The organism is Pectobacterium polonicum (assembly GCF_005497185.1).
Taxonomy (GTDB): domain Bacteria; phylum Pseudomonadota; class Gammaproteobacteria; order Enterobacterales; family Enterobacteriaceae; genus Pectobacterium; species Pectobacterium polonicum.
On sequence record NZ_RJTN01000007.1, the window covers coordinates 78,881 to 98,675 of the forward strand.

Annotated in this window: 15 protein-coding genes; 8 read left to right on the forward strand and 7 right to left on the reverse strand. The window is 52.5% G+C overall.

The features are described 5' to 3' along the window. Positions 1-325 precede the first annotated feature (325 nt). Complete coding sequence (trxA, locus tag EDI29_RS09975; protein ID WP_107168973.1) at positions 326-652, reverse strand: thioredoxin TrxA; 327 nt, start codon at positions 650-652, stop codon at positions 326-328. A gap of 118 nt (positions 653-770) precedes the next feature. Between trxA and rhlB the strand changes: the two genes are divergently transcribed. After that, the gene (rhlB, locus tag EDI29_RS09980; RefSeq protein ID WP_137740775.1) at positions 771-2,063 is read left to right on the forward strand and encodes an ATP-dependent RNA helicase RhlB; all 1,293 of its coding nucleotides are present in this window, start codon (positions 771-773) and stop codon (positions 2,061-2,063) included. Positions 2,064-2,069: 6 nt separating this feature from the next. Next, the gene (ppx, locus tag EDI29_RS09985; RefSeq protein WP_137740776.1) at positions 2,070-3,566 is read left to right on the forward strand and encodes an exopolyphosphatase; all 1,497 of its coding nucleotides are present in this window, start codon (positions 2,070-2,072) and stop codon (positions 3,564-3,566) included. A gap of 20 nt (positions 3,567-3,586) precedes the next feature. Here ppx and rep read toward each other — a convergent pair whose 3' ends face one another. Further along, positions 3,587-5,608, reverse strand: coding sequence for a DNA helicase Rep (gene rep, locus EDI29_RS09990; protein WP_137740777.1), 2,022 nt, complete (start codon positions 5,606-5,608; stop codon positions 3,587-3,589). Between the two features lie 160 nt (positions 5,609-5,768). Between rep and ppiC the strand changes: the two genes are divergently transcribed. After that, positions 5,769-6,050 carry a peptidylprolyl isomerase PpiC gene (gene ppiC, locus EDI29_RS09995; RefSeq protein WP_011095687.1) on the forward strand — a complete coding sequence of 94 codons (282 nt, stop codon included), beginning with the start codon at positions 5,769-5,771 and terminating at the stop codon, positions 6,048-6,050. Between the two features lie 77 nt (positions 6,051-6,127). Here ppiC and putA read toward each other — a convergent pair whose 3' ends face one another. Then, positions 6,128-10,099, reverse strand: a complete 3,972-nt coding sequence (gene putA / locus EDI29_RS10000) for a trifunctional transcriptional regulator/proline dehydrogenase/L-glutamate gamma-semialdehyde dehydrogenase (RefSeq protein ID WP_137740778.1) — start codon at positions 10,097-10,099, stop codon at positions 6,128-6,130. Positions 10,100-10,295: 196 nt separating this feature from the next. Here putA and putP point away from each other — a divergent pair, with 196 nt between their 5' ends. Further along, a complete protein-coding gene (gene putP, locus EDI29_RS10005) occupies positions 10,296-11,780 on the forward strand; it encodes a sodium/proline symporter PutP (protein WP_137740779.1) in 1,485 nt (494 codons plus the stop codon). Positions 11,781-11,823: 43 nt separating this feature from the next. On the opposite strand, the gene EDI29_RS10010 is transcribed toward putP, so the two are convergent. Then, positions 11,824-12,711: a LysR family transcriptional regulator gene (locus EDI29_RS10010; protein WP_137740780.1), complete on the reverse strand. Its 888-nt coding sequence runs from the start codon at positions 12,709-12,711 to the stop codon at positions 11,824-11,826. Positions 12,712-12,812: 101 nt separating this feature from the next. On the opposite strand from EDI29_RS10010, the gene EDI29_RS10015 reads away from it, so the two are divergent. Further along, entirely contained in the window at positions 12,813-13,466 is a 654-nt protein-coding gene (locus EDI29_RS10015; protein WP_137740781.1) for an NADPH-dependent F420 reductase, read from the forward strand. A 93-nt stretch (positions 13,467-13,559) separates the two neighbouring features. Here EDI29_RS10015 and ilvC read toward each other — a convergent pair whose 3' ends face one another. Then, entirely contained in the window at positions 13,560-15,038 is a 1,479-nt protein-coding gene (gene ilvC / locus EDI29_RS10020; RefSeq protein ID WP_137740782.1) for a ketol-acid reductoisomerase, read from the reverse strand. Positions 15,039-15,241: 203 nt separating this feature from the next. On the opposite strand from ilvC, the gene ilvY reads away from it, so the two are divergent. Both ilvY and EDI29_RS10030 read left to right on the forward strand, forming a co-directional pair. After that, positions 15,242-16,132, forward strand: coding sequence for an HTH-type transcriptional activator IlvY (gene ilvY, locus EDI29_RS10025; RefSeq protein WP_137740783.1), 891 nt, complete (start codon positions 15,242-15,244; stop codon positions 16,130-16,132). Next, the gene (locus EDI29_RS10030; RefSeq protein ID WP_137740784.1) at positions 16,129-16,914 is read left to right on the forward strand and encodes a lysozyme inhibitor LprI family protein; all 786 of its coding nucleotides are present in this window, start codon (positions 16,129-16,131) and stop codon (positions 16,912-16,914) included. The genes ilvY and EDI29_RS10030 overlap by 4 nt, the downstream gene beginning before the upstream one ends. A gap of 3 nt (positions 16,915-16,917) precedes the next feature. Here the strand turns inward: EDI29_RS10030 and EDI29_RS10035 are convergent, their stop codons facing one another. Beyond that, the gene (locus EDI29_RS10035) at positions 16,918-17,661 is read right to left on the reverse strand and encodes a DUF2461 domain-containing protein (RefSeq protein ID WP_137740785.1); all 744 of its coding nucleotides are present in this window, start codon (positions 17,659-17,661) and stop codon (positions 16,918-16,920) included. 401 nt (positions 17,662-18,062) lie between these two features. On the opposite strand from EDI29_RS10035, the gene EDI29_RS10040 reads away from it, so the two are divergent. Beyond that, positions 18,063-18,956 (forward strand): hypothetical protein, encoded by an 894-nt coding sequence (locus EDI29_RS10040; protein ID WP_137740786.1) that lies wholly within the window; start codon positions 18,063-18,065, stop codon positions 18,954-18,956. 90 nt (positions 18,957-19,046) lie between these two features. Here the strand turns inward: EDI29_RS10040 and EDI29_RS10045 are convergent, their stop codons facing one another. Next, on the reverse strand, positions 19,047-19,790 hold the full coding sequence (locus EDI29_RS10045; RefSeq protein WP_137740787.1) for an ABC transporter ATP-binding protein: 744 nt from the start codon (positions 19,788-19,790) through the stop codon (positions 19,047-19,049). Between the last annotated feature and the right edge of the window lie 5 nt (positions 19,791-19,795).

Sequence of the window (19,795 nt, forward strand, 5' to 3'; positions counted from 1 at the left end):
ATAAATCAACGGCAGGAGATCGAAGACACATAAAACCAATTATTGTAAAACTCGTAGACTGCCCAAATCGGATCACAAACGCGTTGTAAAACAATTGTTTTTCAAAAAAGACTTTGTAAAACAATGTTCTTTCGATTTCGACACAGAATAATGCTTTAGACTCTAACTTTTAGGCTTAAGCCTAAGGGCTTAAACATAGGCAAGTACGATATGCAGTGATGAAGAATCTAACACGCTTCCCGACGAGCGGCAAGCAGTCAATATGAGAATTGCATATTGACCGATCGCGCCCGTCGGCAACTCCCTTTCCAGGGGGTCAAGCTACTTACAGATTTGCCGTCAGGAACTCTTTCAGTTGCCCTTTGGACAGTGCGCCGACTTTGGTCGCCGCGACTTCGCCGTTTTTAAACAACAGCAGCGTAGGAATGCCACGGATACCATATTTCGGTGCAGTTGCAGGATTTTCATCAATGTTCAGCTTGGTCACCGTCAGTTTACCTTCAAACTCTTCGGCAATTTCATCCAGAATAGGAGCGATCATTTTACAAGGACCACACCACTCAGCCCAGAAATCAACCAAGATAGCGCCATCAGCCTGCAATACTTTCGTACCAAAGCTGTCATCAGTCAGGTGAATTATTTTATCGCTCATATTTTACTCCACAGGATTATTTCTAGCTTGTTGGTGTAGCATTAACCAACAATGGCTTGACTTTATTTCACCGGATACGCTTTCGTAAAGCAATAGTTAGCTGATATTCTACCACACTATGAGCAAAACACACTTAACTGAACAGAAGTTTTCCGACTTCGCCCTGCACCCGCAGGTTATCGAAGCCCTTGAAAGTAAAGGGTTTCATAACTGTACGCCTATTCAGGCGTTAGCTCTGCCATTAGCTTTGTCAGGGCGTGATGTTGCGGGTCAGGCGCAAACCGGTACCGGCAAGACGCTGGCTTTTCTCGCGTCTACTTTCCATTATTTGCTTTCACACCCTGCAAATGCAGAGCGTCAAACCAATCAACCACGTGCCTTAATTATGGCACCAACTCGTGAACTGGCTGTCCAGATTCACTCTGACGCAGAAGCGCTGTCTCACATGACTGGGCTAAAACTGGGTTTAGCCTACGGTGGCGACGGCTACGACAAGCAGCTTAAAGTGCTGGAAAGCGGCGTTGATATTTTGATCGGCACCACGGGTCGCCTGATCGACTATGCCAAACAAAACCATATTAATCTGGGCGCGATTCAGGTCGTCGTGCTTGACGAAGCGGATCGCATGTACGATCTCGGCTTCATCAAAGATATCCGCTGGTTGTTCCGTCGCATGCCGGCCACGTCACAGCGCCTGAACATGCTTTTTTCCGCTACGCTCTCCTACCGGGTGCGTGAACTCGCGTTTGAACAGATGAATAACGCAGAGTACGTGGAAGTTGAACCGGAACAGAAAACCGGTCATCGCATTAAAGAAGAGTTATTTTATCCATCCAACGAAGAGAAAATGCGCCTGCTCCAGACGCTGTTGGAAGAAGAATGGCCGGATCGCTGCATTATTTTCGCGAATACCAAGCATCGCTGTGAAGATATCTGGGGTCACCTGGCTGCCGACGGCCATCGTGTTGGGCTGCTGACGGGCGACGTCGCGCAGAAAAAACGCCTGCGTATTCTGGAAGAATTTACTCAAGGTAATCTGGATATTCTGGTGGCAACGGACGTTGCAGCACGCGGTTTGCATATTCCTTCTGTGACCCATGTTTTCAACTACGACCTGCCAGATGACTGCGAAGACTACGTTCACCGCATTGGCCGTACTGGTCGTGCAGGACAAAGCGGATTTTCTATCAGTCTGGCCTGCGAAGAGTATGCATTGAATCTCCCGGCTATCGAAACCTACATCGGTCACGGTATCCCGGTCAGTAAATACAACAGTGACGCGCTAATGAGCGATTTACCTGCGCCGAAGCGTTTAACACGCCCACCGCGTTCTAATAATGGCCCGCGCCGACATAGTAATGCGCCACGCCGCAGCGGAGCGCCCCGTAATAATCGTAAACGAGCGGACTAACCGTTGATGCTGAGCTCTTCTTCACTTTACGCTGCCATCGATCTCGGATCGAACAGCTTCCATATGCTGGTCACACGGGAAACCGCAGGCAGCATTCAGACGTTGGCGAAAATAAAGCGTAAGGTCCGCCTTGCGGCAGGGCTGGATAAGCAGAGTCGGCTCTCGCAGGAAGCGATGCAGCGTGGTTGGCAGTGTCTACAACTGTTCTCCGAACGGTTGCAGGACATTCCGCAGGATCAGGTACGTGTCGTCGCGACCGCAACCTTACGGCTGGCAACGAACGCTGACGACTTTCTGCAACGGGCTCAGGAAATTCTGGGCTTGCCGATTCAGGTTATCAGCGGTGAAGAAGAAGCACGCTTGATTTATCAAGGTGTAGCACATACCACGGGCGGCCCGGATGCGCGTCTTGTCGTAGATATTGGCGGTGGCAGTACCGAACTGGCAACAGGCGTCGGTGCAAAAACGACGCAGTTGATCAGCCTCCCGATGGGATGCGTCACGTGGTTGGATCGCTATTTCAGCGACCGCAACCTCGAAGCAGGTAACTTTGAACGCGCTGAACACGCGGCGCGTGAAATGCTGCGCCCTGTCGCGGCTTCCCTGCGCGAACAAGGATGGCAAATCTGCGTCGGCGCTTCCGGCACAGTACAAGCACTACAGGAAATTATGGTCGCGCAGGGAATGGATGAATACATTACTCTGCCGAAGCTCAGACAGCTTAAAGAGCATGCGATTCAGTGCGATAAGCTAGAAGAGTTAGAAATTGAAGGCCTGACGCTAGAACGCGCGCTGGTTTTCCCCAGTGGGCTCGCCATTCTATTGGCGATCTTCCAAGAGCTCGACATCAAAACCATGACGCTGGCCGGAGGCGCGCTGCGTGAAGGGCTGGTCTATGGCATGTTGAATTTGCCCGTCGATCAGGATATCCGCCACCGCACACTGGAGACGCTACAACGCCGTTATCTGCTGGATACCGAGCAGGCTAAACGTGTCAGTACGCTGGCAGACAACTTTCTGCAACAAGTTGCCCGTGACTGGCAGTTAGATAGCCGATGTCGTGAGTTACTGCGCAGCGCCTGTCTGGTGCACGAAATCGGTTTGAGCATTGATTTTCGCCAGTCACCTCAGCATGCAGCCTATTTGATTCGCCATAGCGATCTCCCCGGCTTTACGCCAGCCCAGAAGAAACTGTTAGCCACACTCCTGCAAAACCAGATTAACCCCGTCGATTTGATGCCGCTCAGTCAGCAGAATGCGCTACCGGTCAGTCAGGCACAGCGCCTGTGCCGCCTGTTGCGTCTGGCAATTATTTTTGCCAGCCGCCGTCGCGATGACACGTTGCCGGCAGTGCGGTTACGCGTAGAAGGTGAAGCATTGCGTTTGATTCTGCCTACAGGCTGGCTGGCTCAGCACCCGCTACGAGCAGAAATGCTGGAACAGGAAAGCCGCTGGCAGAGTTACGTGCACTGGCCGCTGATGTTGGAAGAAACGACAATTTAACAGTTAGTTAAGGGGGAATGTTATTCCCCTTTAGCCTTCGCCAACATCGCCCGAATATTGGCAACGTTCGTCTGGCCTTTCTGCATACGCTCTTGTGCGCTAACCACTTTTCTTTCCGTTTCCCACACCACATCATCTTGCGGCAGTTCAAGCAAGAAGCGGCTCGGTTCTGGACGCACTAGCTCGCCATACTGGCGGCGTTCTTTACACAGCGTGAAGAACAGCTCGCGTTGGGCGCGTGTAATCCCCACGTATGCCAGACGGCGCTCTTCGTCGACGTTGTCTTCATCAATGCTGCTCTGGTGCGGCAACAGACCTTCTTCCATCCCAACCAAAAAGACGTACGGGAATTCGAGGCCTTTGGACGCATGTAGCGTCATCAGTTGCACCTGATCCAGTTCCTCTTCACTCTCTCCACGTTCCATCATGTCCCGCAGCGTGAAGCGCGTCACCACTTGCGTCAGCGTCATGGGTTCATCCAGTTCGGAGCCTTCCAGCATTTCAGTCATCCAACTGAATAGCTGATTGACGTTCTTCATTCGCATTTCTGCGGCTTTTGGGCTGGGTGAGGTTTCATACAGCCAGCTTTCGTAGTCCAACCCATGAATCAGGTCGCGCACGGCTGCCACAGGTTCACGCTCCGCCAGACGGGCAATCTCCGCCAGCCACTGGGTAAACCGTTGCAGGGATTCCAGCCCACGCCCAGTCAGAGACTGGCTCAGTCCAAGATCAAAACTCGCGCTGAACAGACCCTTATTGCGTTGCCCTGCCCACTCGCCCAGCTTCTTCATCGTCGCCGGGCCAATCTCACGCTTAGGCGTGTTCACAATGCGTAAGAACGCGCTGTCATCGTCCGGGTTAGTCAATACACGCAGGTAAGCCAGTAAATCTTTGATTTCAGGTCGAGAGAAAAAAGACGTGCCACCGGAGATACGATAAGGAATACGGTTCTTCATCAGCATCTTTTCAAACAAACGCGACTGATGGTTACCACGATACAGAATGGCATAGTCGCCGTACTGGGTCTTTTTAATAAAGTGATGGGCAATCAGTTCGCCAACGACCCGCTCGGCCTCGTGATCTTCGTTGTTGGCGGTAATCACTTTGAGCTCATCACCATAACCCAGTTCCGAGAACAGCCGCTTTTCAAAAACGTGCGGGTTATTAGCGATGAGAATATTGGCAGCTTTCAGAATACGCCCGGATGAACGGTAGTTTTGTTCCAGTTTTATCACATCAAGCGCCGGGAAATCCTGCTGTAATAACACCAGATTCTGTGGCCGTGCGCCACGCCAGGAGTAAATAGACTGATCGTCATCTCCGACGACAGTAAAACGCGCACGGGTGCCGACCAGCAGCTTAACCAGCTCGTACTGACTGGTGTTGGTATCCTGATATTCATCCACCAGCAGGTAGCGTAAGCGGTTCTGCCAGCGTTCACGCACCTCAGCGTTCTGCTTCAGCAACAGCGTGGGCAGCAAAATCAGATCGTCGAAGTCCAGTACGTTACAGGCACGCAGGTGGTCGTGATAAAGCGAGTAGCAATGTACAAACAGCTTGTCGCGTTCGGTTCGCGCGATCGCCGCTGCACCGGCTGGATCGATCAGATCGTTTTTCCAGTTTGAGATCGTCGAGATCAGCTGTTGCAGCAGAACTTTATCGTTTTCCAGCCACTGCTCCGTCAGCTCTTTCAGCAGCGCCATCTGATCCTGATCGTCAAACAGGGAGAAATTGGATTTCATACCCAGCGCGGCGTATTCACGCTTGATGATCTCTAACCCCAGCGTATGGAAGGTCGCAATCATCAGCCCACGCGTTTCTTTACGCCCCAGCGTTTGTGCCACACGTTCCTTCATTTCACGCGCCGCTTTGTTGGTAAACGTCACAGCAGCAATGTGCCGAGCCTGATAACCACACTGGCGAATCAGGTGCGCAATTTTGTTGGTGATAACGCGGGTCTTGCCTGAGCCTGCGCCCGCCAGAACCAGACAAGGTCCGGTGACGAATTCGACGGCGTGTTGTTGGCTGGGGTTTAAGCGCATAACGATCTTGCTCACTGATAAAACGGAAGGCGATTGTAGCAGAAAGCCGTATCGATCTTGACCGAGGATTTGTTATTAAGGAAAGCACGTCGCAGTCCACATCTTGCATTGCAAATGTTACATTGCGCGCCGGAATCTCTTTTGCAAAAAAGGTAATAACATGGCAAATACCGCAGCAGCCCTACATATCCTAGTCGATACCGAGCAACTGGCTAACGACATTCTGGCTCAATTAGAAAAAGGTGCCGATTTCCAGAAACTGGCGCAAAAACACTCAACCTGCCCATCAAAACGTAACGGCGGCGATTTGGGTGAGTTTCGTAAAGGCGACATGGTGCCAGCTTTCGATAAGGCGGTGTTTTCCTGCGAATTGCTGAAACCGTTCGGTCCGGTGAAAACCCAGTTTGGTTACCATGTGATCAAAGTGCTGTACCGCAACTAAGCCATTACGCCAACGCTCCTGAACATAAAAGCGCGCCTAGCTTACGGTTTGGCGCGCTTTTTCTATTGAATGCCTTATTAACCTATCGCCATCAGGCTGGCGTTACCGCCTGCGGCGGCGGTATTGATACTCAGGGAACGTTCGGTCAGCAATTGCTCCAGTTGAACGTGGGTATCACCCTGCGTATAGCCTAACAGCAGGACAATCGGGCCATCACGTTCCGCAAGCGCTTCGCTGATCTGCCGTAACCGATCGGCATCGCCATGATAAATTACGCCGTGAAAAGACACCTCATCATGACGTTGCCAGTCATGTACAAGCTGAATACGCGACTGCACTTTCTGCGGTAAACATTCATAGAGCGTTCTCTCCTGTTCACCTTCAGGCCACAGGAGTTTTCCGCCCGTTGCCAGCACCGCTGCCGCCTGAATCAAACGGTCTTCTTCATTATCTGCCAGGCATAGAATCCGCTCACGTGGCGACAACGTATACGTATTACTTTCCCCTGTCGGGCCAGACAACTGTAGCGCTGTTCCGCTAACACTATGCTCTTTATAGCGCTGACACAGCGCCGCCAGATCGTGACGTTCGCCGCTAATCGCCCAGTCTTCCAACGCCTGTAGTCCCGCCAGCAGCGATGTTCGGGCAGAAGTATCCGGTGCTTGCTCACGATTCTGTCTGGCGAGTACTGCTGCGAACGCGTTGTCCGGTCGATGCGCCAGTAAGCGGTATAGATAAAGCGGTCCGCCTGCCTTTGGCCCGTTTCCTGATAAGCCTTCTCCGCCAAACGGTTGAACGCCGACAACGGCTCCCACCATATTGCGGTTCACGTACTGGTTACCCACCTTTGCCCTGTTCGTCACACGCTGGATTGTTTCATCAATGCGCGTATGTACGCCCAGCGTCAGGCCATAACCCGCCGCATTGATCTGATTAATCACGGAATCCAACTGCTGGCTTTGATAGCGAATGACGTGTAAAACTGGACCAAAAACCTCTTTTTTCAGCTCGTCTATCTTGCCCAGTTCGATCAGGGTCGGCTTCACAAACGTCCCGTGCCGCCATGTCTCCTCATCCTGCGGACGCGCAGCCTGAAATACGGTATGACCTTTCGCCCGCATCGTCTGAATATGCTGATCCACATTCTCTTTCGCTTCGGCGTCAATCAGCGGGCCGATGTCGGTCGATAGCCGTTCAGGATTCCCCATGCGACACTCCGCCATCGCGCCACGCAGCATAGCCAGCGTGCGATCCGCGATATCTTCTTGCAGGCACAGCAGGCGCAGCGCCGAGCAACGCTGTCCGGCGCTGTCGAACGCAGAGGCAATAACGTCATTCACCACCTGTTCCGTTAGTGCAGATGAGTCGACAATCATGGCATTCAGGCCACCCGTTTCGGCAATCAGCGGCGTCAAGCGCCCCTGTGGATCGAGTCTGCCTGCGATGCTACGTTGCAGGGTTTTGGCTACGGCCGTCGAACCGGTAAACACCACGCCACGTACTCGCTCGTCGTTCACCAATGCACTACCGATGGTTTCCCCCTGCCCCGGCAGCAGTTGCAATACGCCCAAGGGGATTCCCGCTTCATGCAGAATACGTACCGCCTGCGCCGCAATCAGGGGGGTTTGTTCAGCCGGTTTCGCCAATACGCTGTTGCCTGCCGCCAGTGCAGCAGAAATTTGTCCGGTAAAGATTGCCAGCGGGAAATTCCACGGACTAATACAAACGACGGGTCCCAGAGGGCGATGGGTATCGTTGGTGAAGGTGTCTCGCACCTGACTCGCGTAATAGCGCAAGAAGTCCACCGCTTCGCGCACTTCTGCAATCGCGTTACTGAAGGATTTCCCCGCCTCCCGAACCAGCAGCCCCAGCAGGCTTTGCAACTGCTCTTCCATCAGCGAAGCGGCCTGATTCAATATCGCGGCTCGCTCAGCGGGCGGCGTCGCAAACCAGATGGCACTGGCCCGCACTGCGGCATCGATTGCCCGTTCAACATCCGCTACGGAGGCATCACGAACATAGCCCACCACATCGTGCATATCGGCGGGATTTACCACAGGCTTTTCTTCGCTTGCCTCGCTTTCCCCCTCAATCATTGGCGCGGCATACCACAGCTGTGACGCGTGATTCAGCAACGCGCTGGAGAGCGAGGCCAACCGATGCTCATTCGAGAGATCCAGCCCGCTCGAATTTTGCCGCTCTCGACCATATAGCTGACGCGGCAGAGGAATACGTGGATGCGGTGCGCCCATACTCCATTCCACTTTTGCCAGCGCCTCTACGCCGCTAACCGGATCGGCAATCAGCGTTTCCAGCGCCATAGAAGTATCCGCAATGCGGTTAACAAACGAGGTATTCGCGCCGTTTTCCAGCAGGCGTCGCACCAGATAAGCCAGTAGCGTTTCATGGGTTCCGACCGGGGCATAAATGCGGCACGGTCGGTTCAATTTACCGTCCACAACCGCACCAACCACCTGATCATAGAGCGGTTCCCCCATGCCGTGCAGGCACTGGAATTCATATTGACCGGGATAATAATTGTTGCCCGCCATGTGGTAGATCGCACTTAGCGTCTGTGCGTTGTGGGTGGCGAACTGCGGGTAAATCAGATTCGGTACGGCCAGTAGCTTGCGGGCGCACGCCAGATAAGACACATCGGTATAGACCTTGCGCGTGTAGACCGGGTAGCCTTCCAGCCCGTCAACCTGCGCCCGTTTGATTTCACTATCCCAGTACGCCCCTTTCACCAGACGAATCATCAGCCGGCGGCGGCTACGTTGTGCCAGTTCAATCAGCGCGTCTATCACATACGAGCAGCGTTTCTGATAAGCCTGAATGACAAACCCGATACCGTTCCACCCCGCCAACGCCGGTTCCATACAGAGTTTTTCCAGCAGATCGAGTGAGATCTCCAGTCGATCGGCTTCTTCTGCATCGATATTAATCCCGATATCGTACTGCCGCGCCAGTAGCGTCAGCATCAACAAACGTGGATAAAGCTCTTCCATCACACGATCATACTGCGCACGGCTATAGCGCGGATGCAGCGCAGACAGCTTGATGGAGATGCCCGGCCCTTCGTAAATCCCGCGCCCGTTCGAGGCTTTGCCGATAGCATGAATCGCCTGCTGATAAGCCGCCAGATAGGCAGCAGCATCGTGCTCCGTCAGCGCCGCTTCACCTAACATATCGTAAGAATAACGGAAGCCTTTGCCCTCCCGCTCACGGGCATTCGCCAGCGCTTCACCGATGGTTTCCCCCGTGACAAACTGCTCCCCCATCAGCCGCATAGCCATATCGACACCTTTACGGACAAGCGGCTCACCGCTTTTCCCGATGATGCGGTTCAGCGAATTCGAGAGGTTCACTTCATTGTGTGTCGCCACCAGCTTTCCGGTAAACAGCAGTCCCCAGGTTGCGGCATTCACGAAAAGCGATGGGCTGTGGCCGAGGTGCGCCTGCCAGTTTCCCCGACTGATCTTGTCGCGGATCAGCGCATCGCGTGTAGATTTATCAGGAATACGCAGCAGCGCTTCGGCTAAACACATTAGCGCCACGCCTTCCTGAGAAGAAAGTGAGAATTCCTGTAGCAGTCCTTGCACAATACCCGCACGCCCGCTTCCGGCTTTCTGGCTGCGTAATTTCGCTGCCAATCGATAAGCCAGCTTCTGCGTTAATTGCGACAATTCATCGGTAAGTCTTGCCTGTTCCAGCAAGATAGGCACCAGTTCACTTTCGGGGCGGCGATAAGCGGAAGTCATGGCAGCGCGGATAACGGACTGAGGAAGTACCTGCTCGGCGAAATCAAGAAAGGGTTGGTGGGTTTCTTCTTCTCGAGATTGCGGCATAATCTCTTCCGCTTCAATGTGGCTGATGTTCGCCCATTGCGGTGTTTCAGGAGTGTCGAGGCCACTTTCGAGGCGTTCGAGGTAATGGAAAATAGCCTGTTTGATCAGCCAGTGCGGTGTACGATCAATACGCTGTGCTGCCGCCTTGATACGCTCACGTGTTTCCTCATCGAGTTTTACACCCATCGTGGTAAAGCCCATAGCGTCCACTCCTGTGATTAGAAGATGCACATCGGGATAACGCCAATATCAACCATGTTGCAACTTTGTGCAACCTTGTTAACAAATGGAACGGTTGCTGCCCATCATCACCTTCAGGTCTCGTTCCGGCCTGAGTGATTACGATAAAACACAGCGTCGCCGCGACAGCGGCACGAAAAAGAATGTGGAGAGTTGAATGACAATAAGCACACCCATGCTGGTGACGTTTCTGGTGTATATTTTCGGGATGGTCCTCATCGGCCTGTTTGCCTACCGCGCCACCAATAACTTTGGCGATTACATTCTGGGTGGACGTCGGATGGGAAGCGTGGTCACGGCACTGTCGGCTGGCGCTTCCGATATGAGCGGCTGGCTGCTAATGGGATTGCCGGGCGCCATCTTCATTTCCGGTATTTCTGAAAGCTGGATCGCTATCGGCCTAACGTTAGGCGCCTACCTGAACTGGAAATGGGTCGCCGGACGCCTGCGCGTCCACACTGAAGTCAACCACAACGCACTCACGCTGCCTGACTATTTCACCCACCGCTTTGAAGATAACAGTAAATTACTGCGTGTAATTTCCGCGTTAGTGATCCTGGTTTTCTTCACCATTTATTGTGCATCGGGCGTGGTAGCGGGGGCGCGTTTGTTTGAAAGCACCTTTGGTATGAGCTACGGCACCGCGTTATGGGCAGGGGCAGCAGCCACCATCGCCTATACCTTTATTGGCGGCTTTCTGGCTGTAAGCTGGACGGATACCGTTCAGGCCAGCCTAATGATTTTCGCCCTGATTCTGACGCCGGTGATGGTCGTTTTATCACTGGGAGGAATAGACACCTCACTCATGGTGATTGAAGCGAAAAACCCGGCCAATTTGGATATGTTCAAAGGGCTCAATTTTGTCGCCATTATCTCGCTGATGGGCTGGGGTCTGGGCTATTTCGGCCAACCGCACATTCTGGCGCGCTTTATGGCGGCGGATTCACACCACACGATCCACAGTGCGCGCCGTATCAGTATGACCTGGATGATTCTTTGTCTGGCCGGTGCCGTGACGGTGGGCTTCTTCGGCATCGCCTACTTTAACAATAACCCGGATCAGGCAGGCAACGTGGCGCAAAACAGCGAGCGCGTCTTTATCGAGCTATCCATGCTGCTGTTCAATCCGTGGATTGCTGGCGTGCTGCTGTCTGCGATTCTCGCGGCCGTGATGAGCACACTGAGCTGCCAGCTGCTGGTGTGTTCCAGCGCCATCACCGAAGATTTATACAAGCCCTTCCTGCGCAAAAATGCCAGTCAGAAAGAGTTGGTCTGGGTGGGTCGCGGCATGGTGCTACTCGTCGCAATCATTGCTATCGCGCTGTCGCTCAACCCTGAAAACCGCGTACTCGGTCTGGTGAGCTATGCCTGGGCAGGGTTCGGTGCCGCCTTCGGACCGGTGATTTTGATTTCTCTGCTGTGGCCGCGTATGACGCGCAACGGCGCACTGCTCGGCATGATCGTGGGGGCAGCAACGGTACTGATCTGGAAGCAGTATGCCTGGCTGGGTCTGTATGAAATCATCCCCGGATTTATCTTCAACAGCCTGACCATTTTCATCGTCAGCCTGCTGGGTAAAGCGCCGTCAAAAGCGATTACCGACCGCTTCAAGCAGGCAGAGGCGGAATACCAGTCCGTTTAGTCATAGCGCCCGTGGCATCGTTCCCTGTGCCACGGGCTTACCTTTATCCGAAATGGGATCTGACTGCATCGACAAAGGTTTTAACTTTAACCGCCGCCCGCCGTCCCACCGGCACCATGACATGAACTGGGCGAGCAGGCCCATTATAGTCAGACAGCACCTGCACCAGACGCCCACGGTCAATTTCCTTACGTAACACGACCTCCGGCCCAAGCGTGATACCATATCCCTCTATCGCAGCATGCAGCAGCGCATTCCAGTCATTAGCAAAAAGCCTACCTTCCGGGTTGATTTCTTCCGTCTTACCGTCTTTCTGAAATACCCACCGACAAGACGTAGCAGCGGTGCGCACACCATAAATAAGACACGCGTGACGTGCGAGACTCGATGGCGTATCTGGCACGCCTTCACGCGCCAGATAGTCAGGCGATGCGCAAGCGATCAATGAGTAAGGCTGAAGTGGCCAAGCCACCATTGAACTATCTGCCAATTCACCGATGCGAATGATAACTTCAAACCCCTCTTCTATCGGGTCAACCATACGATCGTTCAGCGTCAGCGCAATTTGCGTGTCGGGATAGCGTGCGAGATAGTGCGTGATAAACGGCGCGAGCAGATGCGATCCCCAGGTAACGGGCGCGTTAACCTGAATAATTCCCGAAGGTGTCACCTGCATTTCACGGGCAACGGCATCAGCATCTTCCGCTTCGGCAAGCACAACCTTACAACGCTCATAATAGCGCAGACCAATATCCGTCAGGCTTTGCCTCCGCGTAGTACGGTTCAGCAACCGAACGCCAAGCCTCGCTTCGAGCCACGCCACCTGCTTCGCTACCATCTGAGGTGAGGTGCCCAGCACCTCTGCCGCGGCGGCAAACGACCCCAACTCCGACGCTTTGACAAAGATGTTCATGCTGGTCAGCCGATCCATGATTCACTCATATTTGTTGTTTGTTTTCACTTAAAAGCACAATTTATCTTCAAATTGTAGGCAATTAAGATTCTCTTCTCAAAAGCATTCAGGAGAAAAAGATGAAAATTGGCATTATTGGTGCGGGCTTCGTTGGGCGGGCAATCGCTAAATTAGCGCTTCAGAACGGTCATCAGGTCATGCTTAGCAACTCGCGCGCTCCCCAGTCACTGTTCAGTCTCCGTCCCATGATCGGCTGCGATATCGGCACCGCCACTCAGGCTGCGCGCTTTGGCGATATTATCGTTATCGCCGTTCCCTTTACCGCCATCGATAAACTCCCTGTACAGGCTTTACAGGAAAAATCCGTCATCGATGCCGTCAACTACTATACCGAGCGAGATGGCAAGGTAGCCGCACTTGATACGCGCACCACCACCACCAGCGAACTACTGGCTCGTTATGTACCAGGTGCAAAGATTACCAAAGCGTTCAATGCCATCCCCATGACGCAGCTTGAAAGTGATGGTTTACCTGCGGGTTCTGCCAATCGCCGCGCGCTACCGCTCGCGGGTGACAACGAGCAAGAAAAAGCCATTGTGGCCGAACTCTATGATGCCTTCGGGTTTGATGTCGTCGATGCGGGAAAATTGTCTGAAGGATGGCGTTTTGAAAGGAACATGCCGTCTTACTGTGTACGGATGACAAAAGCTGAATTAACCGCTGCGCTGGCGCTGGCCTCACGTGAAAGCACCGTCGATATGCAACAGAGATAACACAAGCGGCGGGATAACCGCGGATAAAAAAATGCTGCTCCCAGAGGGAGCAGCATAGACATTATCGCGTTTCGCTAAACGTAGAAGCGAATATTAACCTGCAACAGCGATACGCTTCATGTCTTTCATGTAGCCGCGCAGCGTATGGCCTACGGTTTCGATTGGGTGGTTACGGATGGCTTCGTTAACATCACGCAGCTGCGCGTTGTCCACTTCGGTGCCTGCTACTGCTTTGCCCAGATCGCCCGGTTGCAGTGAATCCATGAAATCACCTTTCAGCAACGGAACGGCTGCGTTGGCAAACAGGTAGTTACCGTATTCTGCGGTATCAGAGATAACCACGTTCATTTCATACAGACGCTTACGCGCGATGGTGTTGGCGATCAGCGGCAGCTCATGCAGTGATTCGTAGTAAGCTGATTCTTCGATGATGCCAGAGCTGACCATGGTTTCAAACGCCAGCTCAACGCCCGCTTTCACCATCGCAACCATCAGCACGCCGTTATCAAAGTATTCCTGCTCAGCAATTTTACCGTCGAACTGCGGGGCATTTTCGAACGCCGTTTTACCGGTCTCTTCACGCCAGGTCAGCAGTTTCACGTCATCGTTCGCCCAGTCAGCCATCATGCCGCTAGAGAATTCGCCGGAGATGATGTCATCCATGTGCTTCTGGAACAGCGGAGCCATAATGCCTTTCAGTTGCTCAGACAGTGCGTAAGCGCGCAGTTTCGCCGGGTTAGACAGGCGATCCATCATCAGCGTAATCCCGCCTTGCTTCAGCGCTTCGGTGATGGTTTCCCAGCCGAACTGAATCAGTTTTTCTGCATAGGCAGGATCGGTGCCTTCAGCAACCAGTTTGTCGAAGCCCAGCAGAGAACCAGCCTGCAACATACCACACAGAATAGTCTGCTCACCCATCAGGTCAGATTTCACTTCTGCAACGAAAGAAGATTGCAGAACGCCAGCACGGTGGCCGCCAGTTGCCGCCGCCCAGGCTTTGGCGATGGCCATGCCTTCGCCTTTTGGATCGTTTTCAGGGTGAACCGCGATCAGCGTCGGTACGCCGAAACCACGTTTGTATTCTTCACGCACTTCCGTACCTGGGCACTTCGGCGCCACCATCACGACGGTGATGTCTTTACGGATTTGCTCGCCCACTTCAACGATGTTGAAGCCGTGAGAGTAGCCCAGCGCTGCGCCCTGTTTCATCAGTGGCTGTACCGCCTGAACCACGGCAGAGTGCTGTTTGTCTGGCGTCAGGTTAACGATCAGATCGGCCTGCGGGATCAGATCTTCGTAGGTGCCAACGGTGAAGCCGTTTTCGGTCGCTTTGCGCCATGATGCACGTTTTTCCGCAATCGCTTCAGCACGCAGGGCATAAGCGATATCCAGACCAGAATCGCGCATGTTCAGACCCTGATTCAGACCCTGAGCACCACAACCGACGATCACCACTTTTTTCCCTTTCAGGTAGCTCGCCTCATCGGCAAATTCATCGCGCCCCATAAAGCGGCACTTGCCCAATTGATCCAGCTGCTGACGCAGGTTTAATGTGTTGAAATAGTTAGCCATGTCGTGCTCCGTATACGGTTTTGTTTGTCTATTATTCGAGAAAGGATTCCCGCCAGATGGGAATTCACTATGTCCCCATCATATGACAGGAATTGCGTTGCTTAAATTGATATATTAGCAACGTCATATTGCACTATCTGCAAGATAAAAAGCGGCTGCAAGATAAAAAACGGCTGTAACATAAAAAACGAGGCCTGCATCGCATGGATTTACGTGATCTCAAGTTATTCCTTCATCTGGCAGAAAGCCGACACTTTGGCCGTACTGCCAAGGCGATGCACATCAGCCCATCCACGCTATCGCGGCAAATTCAGCGGTTGGAAGAGGATTTAGGGCAGACGCTGTTCCTGCGCGATAACCGTACCGTGCAGCTCACCGATGCTGGAGATCACCTCAAGCTATTCGCTCAACAAACACTGCTGCAATACCAGCAGCTACGCCACACGATAGACCAGCACGGGCCGTCATTAAGCGGAGAACTGCGGATCTTCTGCTCCGTCACCGCCGCTTACAGCCACCTGCCACCGATTCTGGATCGCTTCAGGGCGTTGCATCCGCTGGTGGAAATCAAGCTGACAACCGGCGATGCCGCCGATGCCGTTGAGAAAATTCAGTCGAACGATGGAGATTTAGGGATTGCAGGACGCCCGGAAGCGCTGCCTGCGAGCGTTGACTTCATGCCGCTCGATGAATTGCCTCTCGCGCTGATTATCCCAGCGCTTCCCTGCCCGGTTCAGTCGCTGGTACGCCAATCTGAACCGGACTGGTCGCAGATTCCCTTTATTCTGCCGGAACACGGCCCGGTGCGTAAGCGCATCGATCAGTGGTTCCGCCGTAATCACATTACCAACCCACAGATTTATGCCACCATCTCCGGGCATGAAGCGATGGTCTCAATGGTTGCGCTAGGCTGTGGCATTGCGCTGATTCCCAACGTGGTACTGGAAAACAGCCCGGAGCCAGTACGCAACCGTGTTTCTGTCTTTGTTGAACAGGTGATGGAACCGCTTGAACTGGGCGTTTGCGTACAGAAAAAACGGCTTGGCGAACCGCTGATTGCCGCCTTTTGGGACATATTACAGGACACACCATGAAGATAACCTTTACTGCCCTCATCGCCGCCGGAGTGACGTTGCTTTCCCTCAGCCACAGCGCCCAAGCCGCCAGTTTCCCCTGCGACAAAGCTGCCTCGACGCAGGAAAAACTGATTTGTGCCAACCCGCTGCTTGGACAACTAGATGAAGAGCTGGCGCAGGTATGGAAAACATCCCGCACGTTTCTGACAACCAATCGTAACAGCGCACCGTGGGAAAAAACGCTCAACCAGTTTCAGCGCAGCTGGTTGACCACACGCGACCAGTGTCAAGACGAAGACTGCCTGCGTCAGCGCTACCAGCAACAGTTAAATCGGCTACGCTACCTGAATGACATCGCGCAGCACGCGCTACCGTCGCCGATTACTCCCGTGAAAAATACTTCCTGCTTTCACGGTTCATTCAGCTATAAGTATGTGATGTCAGGGCTTTCCGCCGAGGAGTACCGCGATCTGGGGGATTATTTTCGGGAAATGTATGACCAGAAAGCCCCCTATAATGCTGTTAGCCTGACCATGACCACCCAACGCGGCAAAATTGAGGGCGGCGCGTCCATTGCACTCCGTTACGGTAACAAGCTGGATGATTCCACCTTCACCGCCCGTCAGATGAGCGATATCCAAGCCATTGGCAAAGGCGAAAGCAGCTTCGGTCGGCAGGTGAAAATACTGCTCACCTGCATTGACGACGATCATCTGCAAATCGTCACCTTCGGCAGAAATCAGGAAGAAGGTTACCTGTTTAATTACTTACTGGAACGAGAGAAAACGCAGGAACGCTAATCTCTACCGTTCAAACCACTTATCCGCCGAAAAAGCTCGCGTAGTGGACTCCGTTTCCTGCGCGGCTTTTTTCATGGTTTCGATATTCATCAGGTAATGATAGAGCGGCTCAAGCTGGGTAAATCCGCGAGCTAACACCGTCACCAGATCGCCGGAAAACAGTGCGTCCATATCCTGCCGGGTAGATATCGCGGCAAATGATTTACGGTTATACCAGTTCGCCAGTTCCGGTTCCTGATCTTTAATCAGCGGGCGTTTGTAGCTGTCCCCTTCCAGAGTGAAGGTATTCCCCAGACAGCTCGCCACCTCAAGGAACTGTGACGGATTACCACGCAGCGTCTGACGGAACAGATCCATCGTATTGCGCGTCGCGCTGTAATAGCCCAGCCCATAGCGCCAGGTATCCGGCGTGATTTCAAAGAAATACACCGGCGCATCCGTCCAATCTTTGCGGGTACGCTTGAAAGTGAGCCACATATGGCTGCGATAGCGTGATTTATCATGGGAAAAACGCGTATCGCGATGAATACGGGAGAGGGTCTTGCCGATGGCAGGGCGAGTTTCAAAGTGGTCGTCAATCTGCAACATGGTCAGGCTGAGCTCATCCACCAGCGTGCGAAAGGGGGCAACCAATTGCTCATCGTAAATGGATCGATGCTCGTCAAACCACGCTTTATCGTTGTTCTGCCGCACCTGCTGAAGAAACGTCAAACCCGCTTGAGAAAAACCCGTGAACTGCGTTGCCATAGAGAAATGTCATCCCTGTTGCTGTCAGATGGCATAAAGATAACGCCGTCAGTAGCGAAACGCCATCGTCAGCGGAAAGGTCACCTCATCGCCCAAACCCATATTCCTCTTAGTTTCCCAAAAAACATGAATGATTTTTACCGCTACCCTTTTTCTTCCTAACCAGCCCTGAAATCATCCATTTATATTCATAATCCCATGAGCAACAGCAGATAATATTACCTTCACGCCAGTATTTGTGGAAATCAAAGCATCGTAATTTCTATATAAGAATTTACAGATAAATAGCTACAGGATTTTACTTAATTTAGAACATGCCTCTATAACTGATATGTTAGCATTATTGCGATTTAAGCCAGGTAATTATTAACAACAAAATCCTTTAATGAGGGAATTATATAATGAAGGAAGCATTAAAACTGGGGATAATGGGGTTCGTTGCACTGTCTGTTTCGGCCTGTGATAGTTTAGATCCGAGCAGTCAGAAAGGCGTATTTTATTACAGCAACCCGACTGCAAGTAATATTACCTTCAAGGTTGATGGACAAAGTTATGACATTTTACCGAACCATAGCGACAAAATTAAACTTTCACCCGGTAAGCACCTATTAGAAAATAATAAAGGTGAGAGTTTTTCATTCATGGTTTTTGATAATAACAACGGCGGAATTATCAACCCGAACAACCAGGTTTATTATACGCTATCCGAAGTTTATGCCGTTGAAGGAAAAGGAAAAGGGTTTAAGCCGACGACCTACGAGGTGATGATTAATGGTCATCAGATAGAAATGGCCGTCAGAAGCGCTAACGCGTCGGTCATTGATGCCAACATGTTTAAATGTACCTACCAATTAGGTGAAGCATTCCCTGATTCCATCACCACCCGTGATAAAACATCAAATGGTAACATCAAGTCTAAATGTTTTGATAAGCCAGAGCTCGTTCAATACATTGCAGATGTCTATGGTGAAAATCTTGCCGCCGACGCTAGCGAAGATAAAAATAAAGATTCAGTCAACATGCAATTTAATTATGACCTCCCTGCTACCAGTGGTCTTCATCCTAAAATCCAGGAATCAGCAGAAAAAATAGTCGACCTGTTAAAGACGTTGCAGACAACGGATGACAGCGATATTCATGAAAAACTGAACAAACAATATTTTCAGCTGAGCACTGATTTCACCCAAGCCTATGTCAGTAACACATCTACTCATACTGCTGAACAGCATAAGCAACACGGCGATTTCGTTAAGCAATCAGGGTATTTGTTCAGCTACGGTATTTTAGCTAAATAGCGCTACCCGACATCATTCAAGATACGTGGCAACACGTTAGCCCGTCAGAGCGGCACTCGCCAGTGTGCTGCTCTGGCGTGTTCCCAACGGTTAAGCCTGATGCAGTGCCTGACTAACCGCTTGCCGTTGTTCCAATAACGCGGTGCTGGTTCGGTCGCGAGGATAAGCCAGATTGACCGGCAGAATCGCACTAATCCGCCCCGGCCGGGGTGACATCACCACCACCCTATCGGCCAGAAAAACGGCTTCTTCCACGTCATGCGTCACCAGCAATATCGTTAAATCCGTTTGTCGGCGAATCTCCGCCAGACGCTCCTGCAACTGCTGTTTGGTCAGCGCATCAAGCGCGCCAAAAGGTTCATCCAGCAAGAGAATACGTGGCGTCGATACCAGCCCACGAGCGATCGCCACACGCTGCGCCATCCCGCCCGATAGCTGATGCGGCCACGCATCGGCAAAGCCTTCCAGCCCCATCATCTGAAGATAGTGTGTAATACGGTGCGCCGCGTCCGCAGCGGACAGGTTGAGGTTGAGCATGCCGAGGCGGATATTGTCCGTCACGGTGAGCCACGGAAACAGGCGCGGTTCCTGAAACACCAGGCTGACATCGTCGGGAATACCGCGCACAGACCGATCGCCAATCAGAATGCGCCCACGTTCAGTGGTATCAATCCCAGCCGCTAAGCGCAGCAGCGTCGATTTACCGCAGCCGCTGGCTCCGATGACCGCAACCAGTTCGCCCGCGTGCAGCGACAGATCGATGTCCTGTAACACCGTCAGCGGTGCGCCGTTGACGGTAAAATACTTGGTAATGTGCTGAAAATGCAGGGACATAGATT

Excerpts from the sequence above, each read along its gene's own strand:
- trxA (WP_107168973.1), bottom strand. The coding sequence starts at position 652 with ATGAGCGATAAAATAATTCACCTGACTGATGACAGCTTTGGTACGAAA.
- rhlB (WP_137740775.1), top strand. The coding sequence starts at position 771 with ATGAGCAAAACACACTTAACTGAACAGAAGTTTTCCGACTTCGCCCTG.
- ppx (WP_137740776.1), top strand. The coding sequence starts at position 2,070 with ATGCTGAGCTCTTCTTCACTTTACGCTGCCATCGATCTCGGATCGAAC.
- rep (WP_137740777.1), bottom strand. The coding sequence starts at position 5,608 with ATGCGCTTAAACCCCAGCCAACAACACGCCGTCGAATTCGTCACCGGA.
- ppiC (WP_011095687.1), top strand. The coding sequence starts at position 5,769 with ATGGCAAATACCGCAGCAGCCCTACATATCCTAGTCGATACCGAGCAA.
- putA (WP_137740778.1), bottom strand. The coding sequence starts at position 10,099 with ATGGGCTTTACCACGATGGGTGTAAAACTCGATGAGGAAACACGTGAG.
- putP (WP_137740779.1), top strand. The coding sequence starts at position 10,296 with ATGACAATAAGCACACCCATGCTGGTGACGTTTCTGGTGTATATTTTC.
- EDI29_RS10010 (WP_137740780.1), bottom strand. The coding sequence starts at position 12,711 with ATGGATCGGCTGACCAGCATGAACATCTTTGTCAAAGCGTCGGAGTTG.
- EDI29_RS10015 (WP_137740781.1), top strand. The coding sequence starts at position 12,813 with ATGAAAATTGGCATTATTGGTGCGGGCTTCGTTGGGCGGGCAATCGCT.
- ilvC (WP_137740782.1), bottom strand. The coding sequence starts at position 15,038 with ATGGCTAACTATTTCAACACATTAAACCTGCGTCAGCAGCTGGATCAA.
- ilvY (WP_137740783.1), top strand. The coding sequence starts at position 15,242 with ATGGATTTACGTGATCTCAAGTTATTCCTTCATCTGGCAGAAAGCCGA.
- EDI29_RS10030 (WP_137740784.1), top strand. The coding sequence starts at position 16,129 with ATGAAGATAACCTTTACTGCCCTCATCGCCGCCGGAGTGACGTTGCTT.
- EDI29_RS10035 (WP_137740785.1), bottom strand. The coding sequence starts at position 17,661 with ATGGCAACGCAGTTCACGGGTTTTTCTCAAGCGGGTTTGACGTTTCTT.
- EDI29_RS10040 (WP_137740786.1), top strand. The coding sequence starts at position 18,063 with ATGAAGGAAGCATTAAAACTGGGGATAATGGGGTTCGTTGCACTGTCT.
- EDI29_RS10045 (WP_137740787.1), bottom strand. The coding sequence starts at position 19,790 with ATGTCCCTGCATTTTCAGCACATTACCAAGTATTTTACCGTCAACGGC.